We start from the raw sequence: 16109 nt of genomic DNA on the forward strand, positions 1-16109 counted from the left end.
ACGGCATCCATATGAACATTAGCGACGTTGCAAAAAAGACCGGCTTAACCAGCAAAGCCATTCGCTTCTATGAAGAGAAGGGGCTGGTGACGCCGCCGCTGCGCGGGGATAACGGCTACCGCAGCTACAGCCAGCAGCACCTCAATGAGCTGACGCTGCTGCGCCAGGCGCGGCAGGTGGGGTTTAATCTGGAAGAGTGCAAAGAGCTGGTACAGCTGTTTAACGATCCGGGGCGGCACAGCGCCGACGTAAAAGCCCGCACGCTGCAAAAGGTGGCGGAGATCGAGCGCCATATCGAGGAGCTGCATGCCATGCGCCAGCAGTTGCTGACGCTGGCGGAAGCCTGCCCGGGCGACGACAGCGCCGACTGCCCGATCATCGACAATCTCTCCGGCTGCTGTCATCGCAACGCCGGAACCTAATCAGTGCGGCGGGGCAGCGCTCAGGGCAAATACCACCGCACCGCGGTAGTATGGCGAGGCGGCCAGGTCGCGCTCATAGCGCCGGTCCCACGCGCCATATTCCACCACGCCAATTTTGAACGGAATACGTAACCCGTGCAGCGCCGGAAGATAGCGCGCGTAGCCCGGTACCGTATGACGCCCCTGGTAGGTCTGCACCACCAGTTCGTCCACCGGCAGGGTGTTGAGCACCGCGATGTTGCCGGTTTTCGCCCAGTCGAGCAGCCCTGTTACGCCGAGGGCAAACCGCGCCGGTAGCCGCTGACGCAGACGCTGCAGGAAAGTGGCATAGTCCGCCAGCTTGTAGGTTGCTGCATCAAAATCGATCTGCAAACCCTGCACTTTATTGCCTGCCTTCTCCCAGCGCTCGGGCAGACGCAGCACGTGTTCCAGCACCTCGTCCGGCATATCCAGCGTGGCGATCCGCACCGTGATCCACACCGACGGCAGGCTAAGTCTGCTCACCGACGCGCCGAGACGCTGAAACACCGCCCGCTGCTGGTGCGTTACCACTTCGCCCTGATGCAGATACATCACGCGCGCCTCACGCATCGCCGGGGTCGCCTTGACCCCCGACCAGAGCCAGAACGCCTGATAATCTGCCGCATCAACCCGGCCTGTGGGATACGCCTGCGCGGGCAGCAGCAGTGCGGCGGTTACCAGTAGTATTTGAGCTTTTGCGCCCATACGCTGCCCGGATAGTTTTTCTTCAGCTTATTGAACCAGCCCTGGCGCGTGGCCTTGCTCACTTCTTTGCCGCCGCAGTGGTTGTAACCCGACGGGGCGTAGCACATCACGGCGCGATAGAGCGCATAGCTTTTATCTTCCGGTTCCGCTTTGGTACTGGCGATAACGCGCTGGTAGAGCGCCTGACGATCGGGGCTGCTGAAGGCTGATTGGGTCTCGGGTGCGTCCCATATCATGTAGTCCAGCAGTTCCGGGGCCGGGCTGATGGTGACATTACTGGCGAAGATAAACTCCCCGAGGCAGTTCAGCGCATGGCTGTCATCGCCGTTTTTCGCCAGTACCGCCACGGTGTTATCCAGCGCCGGGCAAGCGTAGCCTGGCGTGGTCCCGGCTCCGGTCCAGTCAAAGGTGGTTAGCGCCACATCATCAAAAGCGCGCGTGTCGATGGGGCCGGTAATGTGCTGGCGCAACGTTTTATCCTGCAGATAGCCCTGATAGTCACCAGCCATCAGATCGCGGGTCAGCAGCGTATGCAGGGCGATAGTGCGCTCTTCATCGTTCATGCCGTGCTCGGCCTGACGACGCAGCAGCGGCAGCGGCGCGGCCGACTTCAGCGTCAGGGAGCGCCAGTACAGGTTGGTGATCGGGCTGTCGGCAGCAAAAATTGCCTCCGGGTTCCCGCTCTCAGTACGCGTCTGCATCAGGCGTTTTTCCAGCAGCTGTTGCTGCTCGCCCGCCGGACGATCTTTCAGGAGCCGCAGCCACCAGCGATCCGCCTCGGCCCATTGCTTTTTCGCCATCAGCGCATCGCCATACAGAACCTGCTCGCTGAACAGGATCACGTCGGGCTGCGGTGTGGTCTGCGCCGCCGGCGGGGTGGCGAGGAGGGCATCGTAGTCCGCCAGCTGCCAGAACTGCCGGGCGTGATGCAGGTAATTCCACAGCGGCAGCAGCGAGGCGTTTTCATAGGCCGGTTTGAGCGCGTCGAGCTGCTGCTGGCTGATGGTGGCCTTGCTGCCCTCGCGCAGCGCACGCAGAATTTCGCTGGCGGCGAGGCGCGGCGCGTGGTCGGCGCGGGTAAACACCTGGCTCTGCCAGCTCACCATACCGTTCTGCAACTTGCTTTCGGCTTCGCCGATGGTGGCGATCAGCGCGTCGGTGGTGTCGGCGGCTGTCAGCTGCTGCTCCAGATCGCCGGCCAGGGTTGTCCAGTCCTGCTGATACCAGGCGATGCGGCGCAGCATGCCGGTTGCGGAGTCAGCGTATTGCCCTTCAGGCCAGGCGGTAAGATAGGCTTTCGCATCCTCCCGCGCCTGCTGCACCGCGGCGCTATCGATCGCCTGGTTATTAAAGAAACCATACTCATCCGTGGCGTTGTGGGTGCTCTGGTTGAGCGCGTTGCGCATCAGCATGTAGCTGGCGGTTTCCGACACCCAGGGTTGCGGCGCAGCTTTCAGCGCGTTAAACGCGCTGCCTGCCCGGGCATAGTCGCCCTGATAAAACCAGGCGCTGGCCATCAGGTAATCCCGGAACGCTTTTGCGGCGTCGCCGTCAAGCGCGCTGAGAGCATCCAGCGCCGCGTTAGCTGGAGTGGGTGACGCGTGAAGCGCAAGCCGGGCCTGAGCCAGCGCTCGTCGCTCGTCGGGCGTCAGGGTTTTTTCTGCCTGTAACGCGGTGAAAAAGGCCGAGACCGTGGCGAGGTTATTAGAGACAAAACGGTTTTCCCGATCTTCATCGGCTTCGCTATCCAGCGCCGTTACCTCAAGGCCCAGCGCGGTAAGCTGAGCGGTGAGGGTGGTGGTCAGCGCGTCCGGCGCGGTGGTGGTTTCCTGAGGCGTTTCCGGCGCGTCGTACCACTCATCCAGGTGCGTGCCAAAGTAGTAGCTGCGGCTGCGGGTGATGTCCTGCGGGAAGGGTAGTACCGGCAGCGCCAGCGGTTTATCGCGGGTAACCAGCCGGATGAGATTGTCGCGCGTGTCGCTGGCCGGGTCGAGCCAGGGCTCACCTTCCAGATAGCAGTAGGGCACGCCCCACGGGCATGAGCCGCCGTCAGAAGAGGCGATGGCCTGAGTGGCGGTGAGCGACAGCAGGAGCAGCGCGAGCGCCTGAGGTTTCCTTAACATGAGTACTGTTCCGTTAATCAAAAAAGAATGCCGCTGTGAAAGCGGCATCGACAGAGCGCGTTACGCGCGCGCTTTGATACGCAGGGTGATACCGTCTACGGCGATGACTTCCACCAGCGTCGTGGCGGGCAGATCCTCATCGGCCTGCACCGGCCAGCTGCTGTCGCCGATGCGCACGTGTCCACGCCCGTTGACCAGCGGCTGCTCAAGGCGAAAACGCTGGCCGATAAACTGCTGCCCGCGCTGGTTCAGACCGTTATTACCCTCCGGACGCGCTTTGCGTTTCAGCCAGCGCGACCAGAGCACGGCGGCGACCACCGTCAGCAGGGCGAAACATAGCCCCTGCCACTCCCAGCCGACCGGGACGATCCACGTCAGCAGCCCGGTCAGGATGGCCGCGATGCCGCTCCACAGCAGATACCCGCCGGCACCGAGCATCTCGGCCGCCAGCAGCAGGCCGCCGAGCGCCAGCCAGAAAACATGTGCATGTTCGCTAATCAGCTCAATCATCATTTGTGTCGGGCGGTGCCGCTCTCTTTAATCAGTTCGCTAATACCGGCGATGGAACCCATCAGGCTGCTGGCGTCCAGCGGCATCAGCACCACTTTGCTGTTGTTGGCGGAGCCAATCTGTTGCAGCGCTTCAGTATATTTCTGCGCCACGAAGTAATTCACCGCCTGAATGTCACCAGCGGCAATGGCTTCGGATACCATCTTCGTTGCCCGGGCTTCGGCCTCGGCGCTACGCTCGCGCGCTTCTGCTTCAAGGAAGGCCGACTGGCGTTCCCCTTCGGCTTTCAGGATCTTCGACTGCTTCTCGCCCTCGGCTTTGACGATTTCCGCCTGGCGAATCCCCTCGGCTTCCAGAATATAGGCGCGTTTGGTACGTTCGGCCTTCATCTGCGCATTCATCGCATCAATCAGTTCCGCCGGCGGACGCACGTCGCGGATCTCGATACGGGTGATTTTAATGCCCCACGGATTCGTGGCTTCATCTACGATGTGCAGCAGGCGGGTATTGATGTTGTCGCGCTGGGAGAGCATTTCGTCCAGCTCCATCGAGCCGAGCACGGTACGGATGTTGGTCATGGTCAGGTTGATGATGGCAAGCTCCAGATTGCTCACCTCATAGGCGGCTTTCGGCGCGTCAATCACCTGAATAAAACAGACCGCGTCGATGGCGACGTTGGCGTTGTCTTTGGAGATAACTTCCTGGGAAGGGATATCGAGCACCTGCTCCATCATGTTGATCTTGCGACCAATGCGATCCATGAAGGGCACCACCAGGTTCAGGCCCGGTTGCAGGGTCGTGGTATAGCGGCCAAAGCGCTCAACCGTCCACTGGTAGCCCTGCGGCACGATTTTGACACCGGCAAACACCACCACCAGCGCCACGAGAATCAGTACGGGAATAAGAATAAGCATCAAACAACCTCCTCTGTTGGTTTGATGCCAGTGTACCGCGTAATAAAGCCAGGCGCAGCGCCTGGCTTTTGGGGGGGTAAATCTTTAACGCGTTTTGCGATCAGTACAGCAGGGCGTAAAGCTGGCGGCGATAGCGGGAAGCCAGCGCATCGCCGGTGCCGAGTGCGGCGAGGATCTCCTGCAGCGTTTTGCGCGCCTGGCCGTCAGCGGCATTGAGATCGCCTTTCAGATGGCCAAACAGCAGCTCCAGCGCCTCTTCGTTACGCCCGACCTGGTGCAGCTGGAGCGCCAGTTGGGTGGCCAGCGCGGCGTCTGCCGGGTTAGCATCCACCTGCTGCTGAAGCTGCTGAATTTCCGGGGTGTCCGCGGCCTGTTTCAGCAGTTCGATCTGCGCCACCAGGCCCTGATAGCGGGTATCCTGGTCCTGCAGAGGAATGGTTTTCAGCACCGCTTCCGCGTCCTCAGAACGGTTGAGGGCGATCTGCGTCTGTGCCAGCAGCAGGCCGATTTCGCTCTGCTGATTCGACAGTTGCCAGGCTTCTTTCAGCAGCGGCAGCGCTTCCTGATGCTTGCCTTCGCCGATGAGCGCCATCGCCTCCAGGGCTTTCAGCTCCTCTTCACGCGGCAGCACTTTGTCGAGCAGGGCGCGGATCGCCTCTTCCGGCTGTGGCCCCTGGAAGCCGTCCACCGGCTGACCGTTCTGGAACAGGTACACGGTCGGGATGGCGCGCAGGCCGAACTGAGAAGCCACCATCTGCTCGGCGTCGCAGTCCACTTTTGCCAGCACGAACTGGCCTTTGTACTGGGCAGCGAGGGATTCCAGCACCGGCGTCAGCTGCAGGCAGTGCTGGCTGCGCTCGGACCAGAAGTAGAACAGTACCGGCGTAGTCACGGACTGTTCCAGCACCTGTTGCAGGTTCGCTTCGCTGATATTAACAATATTTTCTACAGACATACGTCACTCTCTGTTGTCGGTTTCTTTTTACATGGGGGCAGCGGCAGGCGCTTCAACTTAGCCACGTAAGATTTTATCCATCGCGCGCGTTGGCAGCAGGCGTTTGAGAACGCAGACCGCCCAGGTCACCAGCGTGACCGGATAGCGAATTTTTGGTGCGTTGCTCTCAAAAGCATGGCGCACTTTCGCCACTACCGCCTCCGGGCCGAGGGTGAAGCGCGCTGCGATGCCGGGATTTTCTACCGGCTTGTCGGACTGGGTCTGGTTAACGTTGTCAGTAAAGCGGGTACGGATCGGGCCGGGTTCAATCAGGCTCACCTTGATACCGGTGTGGCGCAGCTCCATGCGCAGCGCGTCCGACCAGGCTTCCAGCGCGTACTTGCTGGCCGCATAGGCACCACGGCCCGGCGTTGAGATAAGCCCCATCACCGAGCTGGTCATGACGATGCGTCCTTCGCCGTGGGGCAGCATCGCGGGCAGCAGCAGCATGGTGAGCTGGTGCGCGCCGAAGAAATTGGCCGAAAACTGCTGCTCCAGCTGGGCACGGTTGATGGTGTGAAGCGGCCCGTAGAGGCCAAACCCCGCATTGTTAAAAATGCCCCACAGGCGATTGCTGGTGTGTTCAATCACCTTTGCTGCGGCCTGTTCTACACTTGCCGGTGAGTCGAGGTCGAGCAGAATGCCGGTAAAGCCAAGATCGTTCATGGCGGCGACGTCGGCTTCCTTGCGGCAGGCGGCCAGCACGTGAAAGCCCTGGCGCTGCAGTTCGCGCGCGCTTTCAAGGCCAATACCGCTCGAACACCCTGTAATTAAGACAGATTTTTGCATAACTTTACCAGACGGGATCCCCGAACATTTATGAGTCGTGGTTAACTAAAGGAGCCAGCCGTGTCGCCATCCAGTCCGCAATGAAGGGCTGTGCGTCAGGGCTGGGGTGAATACCGTCATCCTGCATCCAGCCCGGTTTCAGATACACCTCTTCCATGAAAAACGGAACCAGAGGAATATCGAACTCCTTCGCAAGCTGCGGATAAATCGCGCTAAAGGCCTCAGTATACCGGCGTCCATAGTTGGCCGGCAGACGTATCTGCATCAGCAGCGGCTCGGCGTCGGCGGCTTTCACCGTCGTGATGATGTTACGCAGCGTGGCGGCTACCGCGTCCGGCTGAAAGCCGCGCAGGCCGTCGTTGCCGCCCAGCTCGATCAGGACCCAGCGCGGCTGATGCTGTTTCAGCAGCGCCGGCAGACGCGCCAGCCCCTGCTGCGAGGTATCGCCGCTGATGCTGGCATTGACCACCGTTGTGTCGCGCGACTGCCACTTATCATTCAGCAGCGCAGGCCAGGCGCGGGTTGCCGACATCCGGTAGCCGGCGCTCAGGCTATCACCCAGAACTAACAACGTGTCCGCTGCGGCGGCGCGACAGGTTAACAGAGCCAGTAACAGGAAGGGCAAATGCCAGCGGAAAACATTGTTGAAGTTCATCATCTTAAGAAATCCGTCGGTCAGGGGGAACATGAGCTTTCCATCCTTACCGGAGTTGAGCTGGTTGTCAAACCGGCGCAGACCATCGCCCTTATCGGTGAGTCGGGGTCCGGGAAGTCAACCCTGCTGGCGATCCTCGCCGGGCTGGACGACGGCAGTGAGGGCGAGGTCAACCTGCTTGGCAAGCCGCTGCACCAGATGGACGAAGAGGCGAGGGCACTGCTGCGCGCCCAGCAGGTCGGGTTCGTGTTCCAGTCCTTCATGCTGATCCCGACCCTGAATGCGCTGGAAAACGTCGAGCTGCCGGCGCTACTGCGCGGCGAAAGCAGCAGCGCCAGCCGGGCGAAGGCCAAAGCCAAGCTTGAGCAGTTGGGTCTTGGCAAGCGTCTCGACCATCTCCCGGCCCAGCTCTCCGGCGGCGAGCAGCAGCGCGTGGCGCTGGCCCGCGCGTTTAATGGTCAGCCTGCGGTGCTGTTCGCCGACGAGCCTACCGGCAACCTTGACCGTCAGACCGGCGACAAAATTGCCGATCTGCTGTTCTCCATGAACCGCGACTATGCCACCACGCTGATTCTGGTGACCCACGATCCGCAGCTTGCAGCGCGCTGCGATCGCCGTCTGCGGCTGGTGGATGGCACACTGGTGGAGGAAGCATGATTGCACGCTGGTTCTGGCGCGAATGGCGTTCGCCATCGCTGTTAATTGTCTGGCTGGCGCTGAGCCTGGCGGTGGCCTGTGTGCTGGCGCTGGGCAGCATCAGCGATCGCATGGAAAAAGGGCTGAGCCAGCAGAGCCGGGAGTTTATGGCGGGCGACCGCGTGCTGCGCAGCAGCCATGAAATTCCGCAGGCCTGGCTGGATAAAGCCGCTGCCGACGGGCTGAAGGTCAACCGCCAGCTCTCCTTCCCGACCATGACCTTTGCCGGGGATACGCCGCAGCTGGCGTATGTGAAGGCGGTGGACAGCGGCTATCCGCTCTACGGCACGCTGCAGACGGAGCCGCCGGGCCTGAGCCCGACGCCGGGCAGCGTGTTGCTGGCCCCGCGTTTGATGTCGATGCTGAACCTGAAGCCCGGCGATACCATTGATGTGGGTGATGCCACGCTGAAAGTCGCAGGTGAGGTGATTCAGGAGCCGGACGCGGGCTTCAACCCGTTCCAGATGGCACCGCGTCTGCTGATGAACGTTGAGGATGTCGCGCAGACCGCTGCGGTACAGCCCGGCAGTCGTATCAGCTGGCGCTACAAGTTTGCCGGCGAACCGGGGCAGATTGCCGATTACGAGTCCTGGCTGCTGCCGAAGCTCAAACCGGAACACCGCTGGCTGGGCATGGAAGATGAAGAGGGCGCGCTGGGGAAATCGCTGCAGCGCTCCCAGCAGTTCCTGCTGCTGTCGGCCCTGCTGACGCTGCTGCTGGCGGTGAGCGCGGTGGCGGTGGCGATGAGCCACTACTGCCGCAGCCGCTACGATCTGGTGGCGATCCTGAAAACCCTCGGTGCCGGGCGGCAGGCGCTGCGCAAGCTGATCGTCGGCCAGTGGCTGATGGTGCTGGGACTGGCCACATTGACCGGCGGCGCGGTGGGGTTGCTGTTTGAACGCGTGCTGCTGCTGCTGCTCAAACCGGTGCTGCCGGCAGAACTGCCGGCAGCGAGCGGCTGGCCGTGGCTGTGGGCGGTAGGCTCTGTGGTGGTGATCTCCCTGCTGGTGGGCCTGCGACCCTATCGTCTGCTGCTGGCGACCCAGCCGCTGCGCGTGCTGCGCCGCGATGTGGTCGCCAGCGTCTGGCCGCTGAAAGTGTATCTGCCAGTCATGGTGGCGGTGGTGGTCGCGCTGCTCGCGTGGCTGATGGGCGGACAAACCCTGCTGTGGGCGGTGCTGGCCGGTGCAGTCGTGCTGGCGCTGCTGTGCGGCCTGGTGGGCTGGCTGCTGCTGCGCCTGCTTAAGCGGCTGACCTTCCGCTCGCTGTCGCTGCGCCTGGCGGTCAATCGTCTGCTGCATCAGCCGTGGGCGACCATGAGCCAGCTGGCGGCGTTTTCGCTCTCCTTTATGCTGCTGGCGCTGATGCTGGTGCTGCGCGGCGACCTGCTCTCGCGCTGGCAGCAGCAGCTCCCGCCGGAAAGCCCGAACTACTTCCTGATCAACATCGCGCCGGAAGAGGTCGGGTCGATGAAAGCCTTCCTCGCTGAGCACCAGGTGATCCCGGAGGCGTTCTACCCTATCGTGCGCGCGCGTCTCACCGCCATCGACGGCAAAAGCACCGCGGGTAACAGCGACGAGGCGCTCAACCGCGAGCTGAACCTGACCTGGCAGGAGAATAAGCCGAGCCATAACCCGATCACCGACGGCAGCTGGCCGCCGAAAGCCGGAGAAGTATCGATGGAAGAGGGGCTGGCGAAACGGCTGAATATCGGGCTGGGCGACAGCGTGACCTTTACCGGCGATACCCAGGATTTCACTGCGAAGGTCACCAGCCTGCGTAAGGTGGACTGGGAGAGTCTGCGGCCCAACTTCTACTTTATCTTCCCGCAGGGCGCGCTCGACGGACAGCCGCAGAGCTGGCTGACCAGCTTCCGCTGGGAGCAGGGCAACACCATGCTTACCCAGCTTAATCGCGAATTCCCGACGGTAGGGCTGCTCGATATCGGTGCCATTCTGCGCCAGGCTGGCCAGGTGCTGGAGCAGGTGAGCCGCGCACTGGAGGTGATGGTGGTGCTGGTAACCGCCTGTGGCGTACTGCTGCTGTTAGCCCAGGTACAGGTGGGCATGCGTCAACGGCATCAGGAGCTGGTGGTCTACCGTACGCTGGGTGCCAGCAAGCGCACGCTGCGCGCCACGCTATGGTGGGAATTTGCCCTGCTCGGCGTGGTCTCCGGGCTGGTGGCGGCCATCGGCGCGGAAACGGCGCTCGGCGTGTTGCAGACCCGGGTATTTGATTTCCCGTGGGAGCCGGAGTGGCGGCTGTGGGTGACGTTGCCGCTGTGCGGCGCGGTGCTGCTGTCGCTGTGCGGCGGCTGGCTGGGCGTTCGATTGCTGAAAGGAAAAGCGCTGTTCCGCCAGTTCACCGGTTAATTACGGTTATTAAGTAAACAAAGGCGTCTGATTAATTTTCAGGCGCCTTTTTCTTTTTGTAATACATATTAATAAAATAATTACATTTTAACAGCACAAATCATTAAACCTGCTGAAGAATCGGCCGTTAATAAGCGGTACCATTTTTTTCGCTAATAAAAACGTAGTAACTAAGGATAATTAATGAAGTTTACATTGCGCGCTTTGCCAGTACTGGTTGGGGCAGGTCTGCTCGTGGGAATGACCTCTTTTAACGCCAGTGCAGAAATTACACTGATCAAAGCCGACACACAGCCAGGCGATCCATTAAGCCGTCTTAATTTCACCGTTGGCGGCAGTATCCGTCCGCAGTTTGAAATGATGACCGGCGACAGCGATAAAGGTTCTTATAAGCGTAACGGTTTTGACGGCGGTACCCGTTTCCGTTTCGCTGCCGATTATTATCTGTTCGACGATATCAGCTGGGTAAACTATTACGAGCTGGGCGTGAATATTCCGGCGGTATTTGACTGGGACAACCACTATAAAGAGGGCGCGAACGACACCAGCCGCCGTATGCTGTATACCGGCCTGAAAAGCGACACCTGGGGTATTCTGACATTTGGTCAGCAGAACAGCGCTTATTACGACGTGATCGGTTCAAAAACCGATATCTGGGATTACGACATGAAAGCCCAGGCGTCAGGCAACGGCATCAATGGTGATTACGACGGCTCCTACCGTTCCCGTAAAATGCTGAAGTATAAGAAGACCGCTGGCGATGCGGATATCTATGCCGCGTACCTGTTCAGCGATGACTACAACGCCAATAACGGCTTCCGTTATCACCGTAAAGGCGGCGGCTCGCTGGCACTGGATTACCACCTGACCTCCGACCTGACCTGGGGTGCAGCGTGGAACTACACCCGTGCCGACATCCGCGAGAACGACACCAGCAACAGCAAGACCTGGGATCAGAACATCCTCGGTACCGCGCTGAGCTGGACCCCGGACAACTGGACCTTCTCCTTCGGCGGCGGCTGGTACGAAAACTTCATGGTCACCAAAAAGAAATCAGCGAATGATTACTTCGCCGGTGATGCATGGGGCATTGAGTACTTCGCGGGCTACAAAATCCCGGTGGGCCAGTACGCGCTTAAATCCGTGCAGCCTTACGTGATGGGCGACCGCCTGGAGTTCATCAGTGGCCGTAACTATCAGCGTATCGACAACGGCGTGGGTATCGCCTTCCAGCTCGATTACGGCTTCCGTGTGGATTACGAACACGTATTCACCTCCAGCACCGACAACCTGGGTGACATGAACCTGGTTCGTCTGCGTTACGACTTCTAAGACGTCGTCTCCCCCGGCACCGCTACGCCGGGGGAATTCTCCCTCCGCTTATCTCTTTTCTGCCTGGGTATATGAAATATTTTCAATTACCCGCTGCGGCAGAATGTGCCATCTTACGCTGTCGTGCTGTAACTCTACTTGCGTTACAAGCACTTACTGAGCGACCCGCAAACAGAGGCGCACCACAACATACATCCTTCTTTGGGGAGAAAACGCATGGGAATTCGTCACAGCTGGCGCGTCGCGTCCGGCGTATTACTTCTGGCGTGCGGACTGCAGTTCGCCCAGGCAAACAGCGATCCGCAGACTATCACCTTCGGCGTCGCTCCCGGCCCGTATGGCGATATGGTCAAGCAGGCCATTGCGCCGTCGCTTAAAGAGAAAGGCTATAAGGTCATCGTGCGCGAGTTCAGCGACTACGTGCAGCCAAATATGGCGCTGGCTAACGGCAGCATCGACGCCAACCTGTTCCAGCACTCGCTCTACTTCGATAAATTCACCGCCGATAAAGGTCTCAAACTGACGAAGCTGCTGGCGGTGCCGACGGCCGGTATGGGCCTGTACTCGCACAAAATCAAAAGTCTCGACGCGCTGAAGAAGGGCGACATCGTTACCCTCTCTAATGACCCCACTAACCTGGCGCGCGGGCTGCGTTTCCTGCAGGCGTTAAAACTGATTACCATCAAGCCGAACATCGATCCGACCAAAGCCTCCGAGCGCGACATCGCCAGCAACCCGAAAGGTCTGGTGTTTAAACCGCTGGAAGCCGCACAGCTGCCGCGCACCCTCGACGGGGTTACCGCCTCGCTGGTTAACGGTAACTTTGCCATCGCCGCCGGGATAGATCTTTCCACCGCGCTGGCGCAGGAGCAGCTGGACGAGAACCTGAAAAACATCATCGCCGTGCGCAGTGAAGATGCTGACAAGCCGTTCGCGAAAGACATCGTCAGCGTGGTGAAATCCCCGGCCTACGCGGCAGCGATCAACGATCCGCAGAATGTTTTTATCTCCTTCCAGAAGCCGGAGTGGATGGCGGCTGCGCAGTAAGCCGCAGATTAACGTGGGGAGCGCAGGCTCCCCGTTGAGGTTTTCATGATTGAGCTACAACACGTCTGCGTCGAGTTTCCCGGCGCGGGGTCCAGCGCCACCCGGGCGGTGGACGACGTCAGTCTGCATATTAAGGCGGGCGAGATTTTTGGCATTGTTGGCACCAGCGGTGCCGGAAAAAGTACGCTGCTGCGCACGCTGAATGCCCTGCAACGCCCGAGTACGGGTAGCGTGACGGTTAACGGCACGCGGATTTCCGAGCTGCAGGGCGTGGCCTTGCGCACCGCCCGTCAGCGCATCGGCATGATTTTCCAGCACTTCAACCTGATGCACACCCGCACCGTGGCGCAGAACGTGGCGTTCAGCCTGAAGGCGGCGGGATGGGAGCGGGCGAAAATCGCCCCGCGCGTCGCGGAGATCCTCGATCTGGTCGGGCTGACCGATAAAGCGAACCGCTATCCGGTGCAGCTCTCCGGCGGCCAGAAGCAGCGGGTCGGCATTGCGCGAGCCATCGCTAACCACCCGGACGTACTGCTGTGCGACGAACCGACCTCGGCGCTGGATCTTGAAACCTCCGCCACCATTCTGGCGCTGCTTAAAGAGATTAATGCCCGGCTTGGGATCACCATTGTGCTGATCACCCATGAGATGAACGTGATCAAAACGATCTGCGATCGCGTGGCGGTGATGTCCGGCGGCAAGGTGGTGGAAATGGGTGAGGTGTTCGATATCTTCGCCCACCCGCAGCATGCATTCACCCGCCAGCTGGTGTCGCATACCCTCAACCTGACGCTGCCCGAGCGGCTGAAGGCGCACCTGCAGGGCACGCTGCTGAAGATCCTGTTTATCGGCGACTCGGCGGAGCAGCCGGTGCTCTCCGAGGTAGCGGTGAAGTTCGGCGTGGCGGTGAACATTCTGCACGGCAAAATTGAGTACATCGGCGATCGCGCGCTGGGCGTTCTGGTGGTGCAGCTTACCGCGCCTGACAGCCCGACGGCGGTAGAGGCCGCGGTGGCGCATATCCGTTCCCGTACCGCTCAGGTGGAGGCTTTACATGGATGATTTATTGCCGGATCTGACGCTCGCGTTCAGCGAAACGTTCCAGATGCTCAGCATCTCAACGGTGCTGGCGATCCTCGGCGGCGTGCCGCTCGGTTTTCTTATTTTCGTGACCGATCGCCATCTGTTCTGGCAGAACCGCGCGGTGTACCTCATCAGTTCGGTGCTGGTGAATATTATCCGTTCGGTGCCGTTCGTCATTTTGCTGGTGCTGCTGCTGCCCCTGACGCAGTTTCTGCTCGGCAATACCATCGGGCCGATTGCCGCCTCGGTGCCGCTGTCGGTGGCGGCTATCGCTTTTTATGCCCGTCTGGTGGACGGCGCGCTGCGCGACGTGGACAGAGGCATTATCGAAGCCGCCGAGGCGTTTGGCGCCAGCCCGCTGCGTATCATCTGCACCGTGCTGCTGCCGGAAGCCAGCGCAGGGCTGCTGCGCGGCCTGACCATTACCCTGGTGAGCCTGATTGGCTATTCGGCAATGGCCGGGATTGTCGGCGGTGGCGGGGTAGGGGATCTGGCGATTCGCTACGGTTATTACCGCTACGAAACCGAAGTGATGGTCGTGACGGTGATCGCGTTGATTGTGCTGGTGCAGGTAGTACAGGTGCTGGGCGATTACCTGGCGAAGCGCGCGGATAAACGCGATCGGCATTAATAGTGAAAAGGGGGGTAAACGGTGGGTGCACTTCGTTTACCCACCCTACGCTGCCTCATGACCATCCAGGGGGGTAAGCGCAGCGCACCCACCACAATCTCACTTATCCAGCTTGACCCGCGCCCAGGCGATGCCGCTGGCATATTCAGGCGGCAGCAGCGCCACCAGCGATTCGAGCGTGGCGCTCAGGCGGTCGGTGTCGCTGTCGGTCAGGTTAAGATGCCCGACCTTGCGCCCCGGACGCACCTCTTTGTCGTACCAGTGCAGATGCACCAGCGGCAGCTTCAGCCAGTCATCGTTAAGCGCGGTGCCAATCAGGTTCACCATCACCGACGGGCTGTTTACCACCGGCTGCGGCAGCGGCAGGGAGAGAATGGCGCGCAGGTGCAGCTCAAACTGACTGATGGATGCCCCGTTCTGGGTCCAGTGACCGCTGTTATGTACGCGCGGTGCCAGCTCGTTGATCAGCAGCCCGCCCGGCGTGATAAAGCATTCCATCGCCATGACGCCGACGTAGTTCAGCTCCTGCATAATTGCGGACAACATCGCTTCAGCCTGCGCCTGCTGGCCGGCATTGGCGTGCGGAAACGCCACGCTGGTGCGCAGGATCCCGTCCTGATGCAGGTTGTGGGTCAGGGGATAGAACACCGTCGCGCCGTCGTGGCCGCGTGCGCCTACCAGCGACACCTCGCCGGAGAAGTTAATTCCCTGCTCAACAATACATTCACCGTAGCAGTCGTCAGGCAGCTGCGCGGTATCGCCCGCCCGCAGCCGCCACTGACCGCGACCGTCGTAGCCGCCGGTGCGGCGCTTAACGATCGCCAGCTCGCCCAGGGCATCAAAGACCGCCGGCCACTGCCCGGCAGACGCCAGCAGCTGCCAGGGCGCGGTGGCGAGGCCGAGACGGTCAAACAGCTGCTTCTGCGTCAGGCGGTCGGCGATAACGGGAAACACGTCCCGGTTGACAAATGCCGGGTGACGCGCCAGTTCGCGGGTCAGCGCGGTTTCCGGCCAGCGCTCGATTTCAGCGGTGATCACGCTCTGCTGAAACGGCACCGCCTGCGGCTCCGCGTCCAGTCCTACCGGCCAGACCGCGATGCCCAGCGGTTCACCGGCCTGGCGCAGCATACGCCCCAACTGGCCGTTCCCGAGTACGCATACCTGTTTCATGCCTGATCCCTCGGGTCCGGATTATCCAGCACCTCGTCAGTCTGCGCCTGGCGCCAGGCACCGAGACGCGCCAGCAGTGCCTCATCATGCTGGGCGAGGATCTGCGCGGCCAGCAGGGCTGCGTTCGCCGCTCCCGCTTTACCGATCGCCAGCGTCCCCACCGGAATACCGCGCGGCATCTGCACAATAGAGTAGAGGCTGTCCACACCGCTCAGGGCGGCGCTCTGCACCGGTACGCCGAGCACCGGCACCAGGGTTTTGGCGGCAATCATGCCCGGCAGATGGGCGGCCCCACCGGCACCGGCGATAATCACCTGATAGCCGTTGTGCTGCGCGCCTTCGGCAAAGCTGAACAGCTTGTCCGGCGTGCGGTGGGCGGAAACCACTTCGACATGATGAGGTACTTCAAGGGCATCGAGAATGTCAGCGGCAAACTGCATGGTCGCCCAGTCGCTTTTAGACCCCATAACGATGGCGATACGCGCCGGATGTTGGCTTGAAGACATGCGTCTTAAAACTCCTGTGAGTGTGCGTGGACAAGGTGCTTGTCGTTCAGAAGGGCACAAAGAATAGCATGGAAAAATGGCAAGGAAAACGGTTGCGTCGGCGCGGCAGGCGGAAAAAATCGGTCTGCTGGCACCGGCA

At 60.9% G+C, this 16109-nt stretch carries 16 protein-coding genes; 7 read left to right on the plus strand and 9 right to left on the minus strand.

Going from position 1 to position 16109, the window contains the following annotated elements:
- Positions 1-11 precede the first annotated feature (11 nt).
- Complete coding sequence (gene cueR / locus ET34_RS0118010) at positions 12-422, plus strand: Cu(I)-responsive transcriptional regulator (protein ID WP_031524397.1); 411 nt, start codon at positions 12-14, stop codon at positions 420-422.
- On the opposite strand, the gene ET34_RS0118015 is transcribed toward cueR, so the two are convergent.
- From ET34_RS0118015 to tesA, 7 genes are all read right to left on the minus strand, one after another.
- Complete coding sequence (locus ET34_RS0118015; RefSeq protein WP_031524398.1) at positions 423-1148, minus strand: DUF3142 domain-containing protein; 726 nt, start codon at positions 1146-1148, stop codon at positions 423-425.
- Positions 1118-3271: a hypothetical protein gene (locus ET34_RS0118020; RefSeq protein ID WP_031524400.1), complete on the minus strand. Its 2154-nt coding sequence runs from the start codon at positions 3269-3271 to the stop codon at positions 1118-1120. Before ET34_RS0118020 ends, ET34_RS0118015 begins: the two co-directional genes overlap by 31 nt.
- A 60-nt stretch (positions 3272-3331) precedes the next feature.
- Positions 3332-3781 (minus strand): NfeD family protein, encoded by a 450-nt coding sequence (locus ET34_RS0118025; RefSeq protein WP_031524401.1) that lies wholly within the window; start codon positions 3779-3781, stop codon positions 3332-3334.
- Positions 3781-4695 carry an SPFH domain-containing protein gene (locus ET34_RS0118030; RefSeq protein WP_024550725.1) on the minus strand — a complete coding sequence of 305 codons (915 nt, stop codon included), beginning with the start codon at positions 4693-4695 and terminating at the stop codon, positions 3781-3783. The genes ET34_RS0118025 and ET34_RS0118030 overlap by 1 nt, the downstream gene beginning before the upstream one ends.
- Before the next feature lie 100 nt (positions 4696-4795).
- A complete protein-coding gene (locus ET34_RS0118035; RefSeq protein ID WP_031524403.1) occupies positions 4796-5650 on the minus strand; it encodes a co-chaperone YbbN in 855 nt (284 codons plus the stop codon).
- A 57-nt stretch (positions 5651-5707) separates the two neighbouring features.
- A complete protein-coding gene (locus ET34_RS0118040; RefSeq protein WP_031524404.1) occupies positions 5708-6478 on the minus strand; it encodes an SDR family oxidoreductase in 771 nt (256 codons plus the stop codon).
- A 28-nt stretch (positions 6479-6506) separates the two neighbouring features.
- Positions 6507-7136: a multifunctional acyl-CoA thioesterase I/protease I/lysophospholipase L1 gene (gene tesA / locus ET34_RS0118045; RefSeq protein ID WP_035891732.1), complete on the minus strand. Its 630-nt coding sequence runs from the start codon at positions 7134-7136 to the stop codon at positions 6507-6509.
- Here tesA and ybbA point away from each other — a divergent pair.
- The 6 genes from ybbA to ET34_RS0118075 all read left to right on the plus strand — a co-directional run bounded on the left by ybbA (position 7104) and on the right by ET34_RS0118075 (position 14294).
- On the plus strand, positions 7104-7790 hold the full coding sequence (ybbA, locus tag ET34_RS0118050; RefSeq protein WP_031524407.1) for a putative ABC transporter ATP-binding protein YbbA: 687 nt from the start codon (positions 7104-7106) through the stop codon (positions 7788-7790). The two genes, tesA and ybbA, sit on opposite strands and share 33 nt — an antisense overlap.
- Positions 7787-10201, plus strand: coding sequence for a putative ABC transporter permease subunit YbbP (gene ybbP / locus ET34_RS0118055; RefSeq protein WP_031524409.1), 2415 nt, complete (start codon positions 7787-7789; stop codon positions 10199-10201). Before ybbA ends, ybbP begins: the two co-directional genes overlap by 4 nt.
- A gap of 183 nt (positions 10202-10384) precedes the next feature.
- Complete coding sequence (locus ET34_RS0118060) at positions 10385-11533, plus strand: porin (RefSeq protein WP_031524410.1); 1149 nt, start codon at positions 10385-10387, stop codon at positions 11531-11533.
- A 216-nt stretch (positions 11534-11749) separates the two neighbouring features.
- Positions 11750-12580, plus strand: coding sequence for a MetQ/NlpA family ABC transporter substrate-binding protein (locus tag ET34_RS0118065; protein WP_031524412.1), 831 nt, complete (start codon positions 11750-11752; stop codon positions 12578-12580).
- 45 nt (positions 12581-12625) lie between these two features.
- Positions 12626-13642 (plus strand): virulence-associated ABC transporter ATP-binding protein SfbB, encoded by a 1017-nt coding sequence (gene sfbB / locus ET34_RS0118070; protein WP_031524414.1) that lies wholly within the window; start codon positions 12626-12628, stop codon positions 13640-13642.
- Positions 13635-14294, plus strand: coding sequence for a methionine ABC transporter permease (locus ET34_RS0118075; protein ID WP_031524416.1), 660 nt, complete (start codon positions 13635-13637; stop codon positions 14292-14294). Before sfbB ends, ET34_RS0118075 begins: the two co-directional genes overlap by 8 nt.
- A gap of 99 nt (positions 14295-14393) precedes the next feature.
- Here the strand turns inward: ET34_RS0118075 and purK are convergent, their stop codons facing one another.
- A complete protein-coding gene (purK, locus tag ET34_RS0118080; protein WP_031524418.1) occupies positions 14394-15464 on the minus strand; it encodes a 5-(carboxyamino)imidazole ribonucleotide synthase in 1071 nt (356 codons plus the stop codon).
- Positions 15461-15970: a 5-(carboxyamino)imidazole ribonucleotide mutase gene (gene purE / locus ET34_RS0118085; RefSeq protein WP_031524420.1), complete on the minus strand. Its 510-nt coding sequence runs from the start codon at positions 15968-15970 to the stop codon at positions 15461-15463. Before purE ends, purK begins: the two co-directional genes overlap by 4 nt.
- Between the last annotated feature and the right edge of the window lie 139 nt (positions 15971-16109).

This window comes from Siccibacter colletis (genome assembly GCF_000696575.1).
Classification (GTDB): Bacteria; Pseudomonadota; Gammaproteobacteria; order Enterobacterales; family Enterobacteriaceae; genus Siccibacter; species Siccibacter colletis.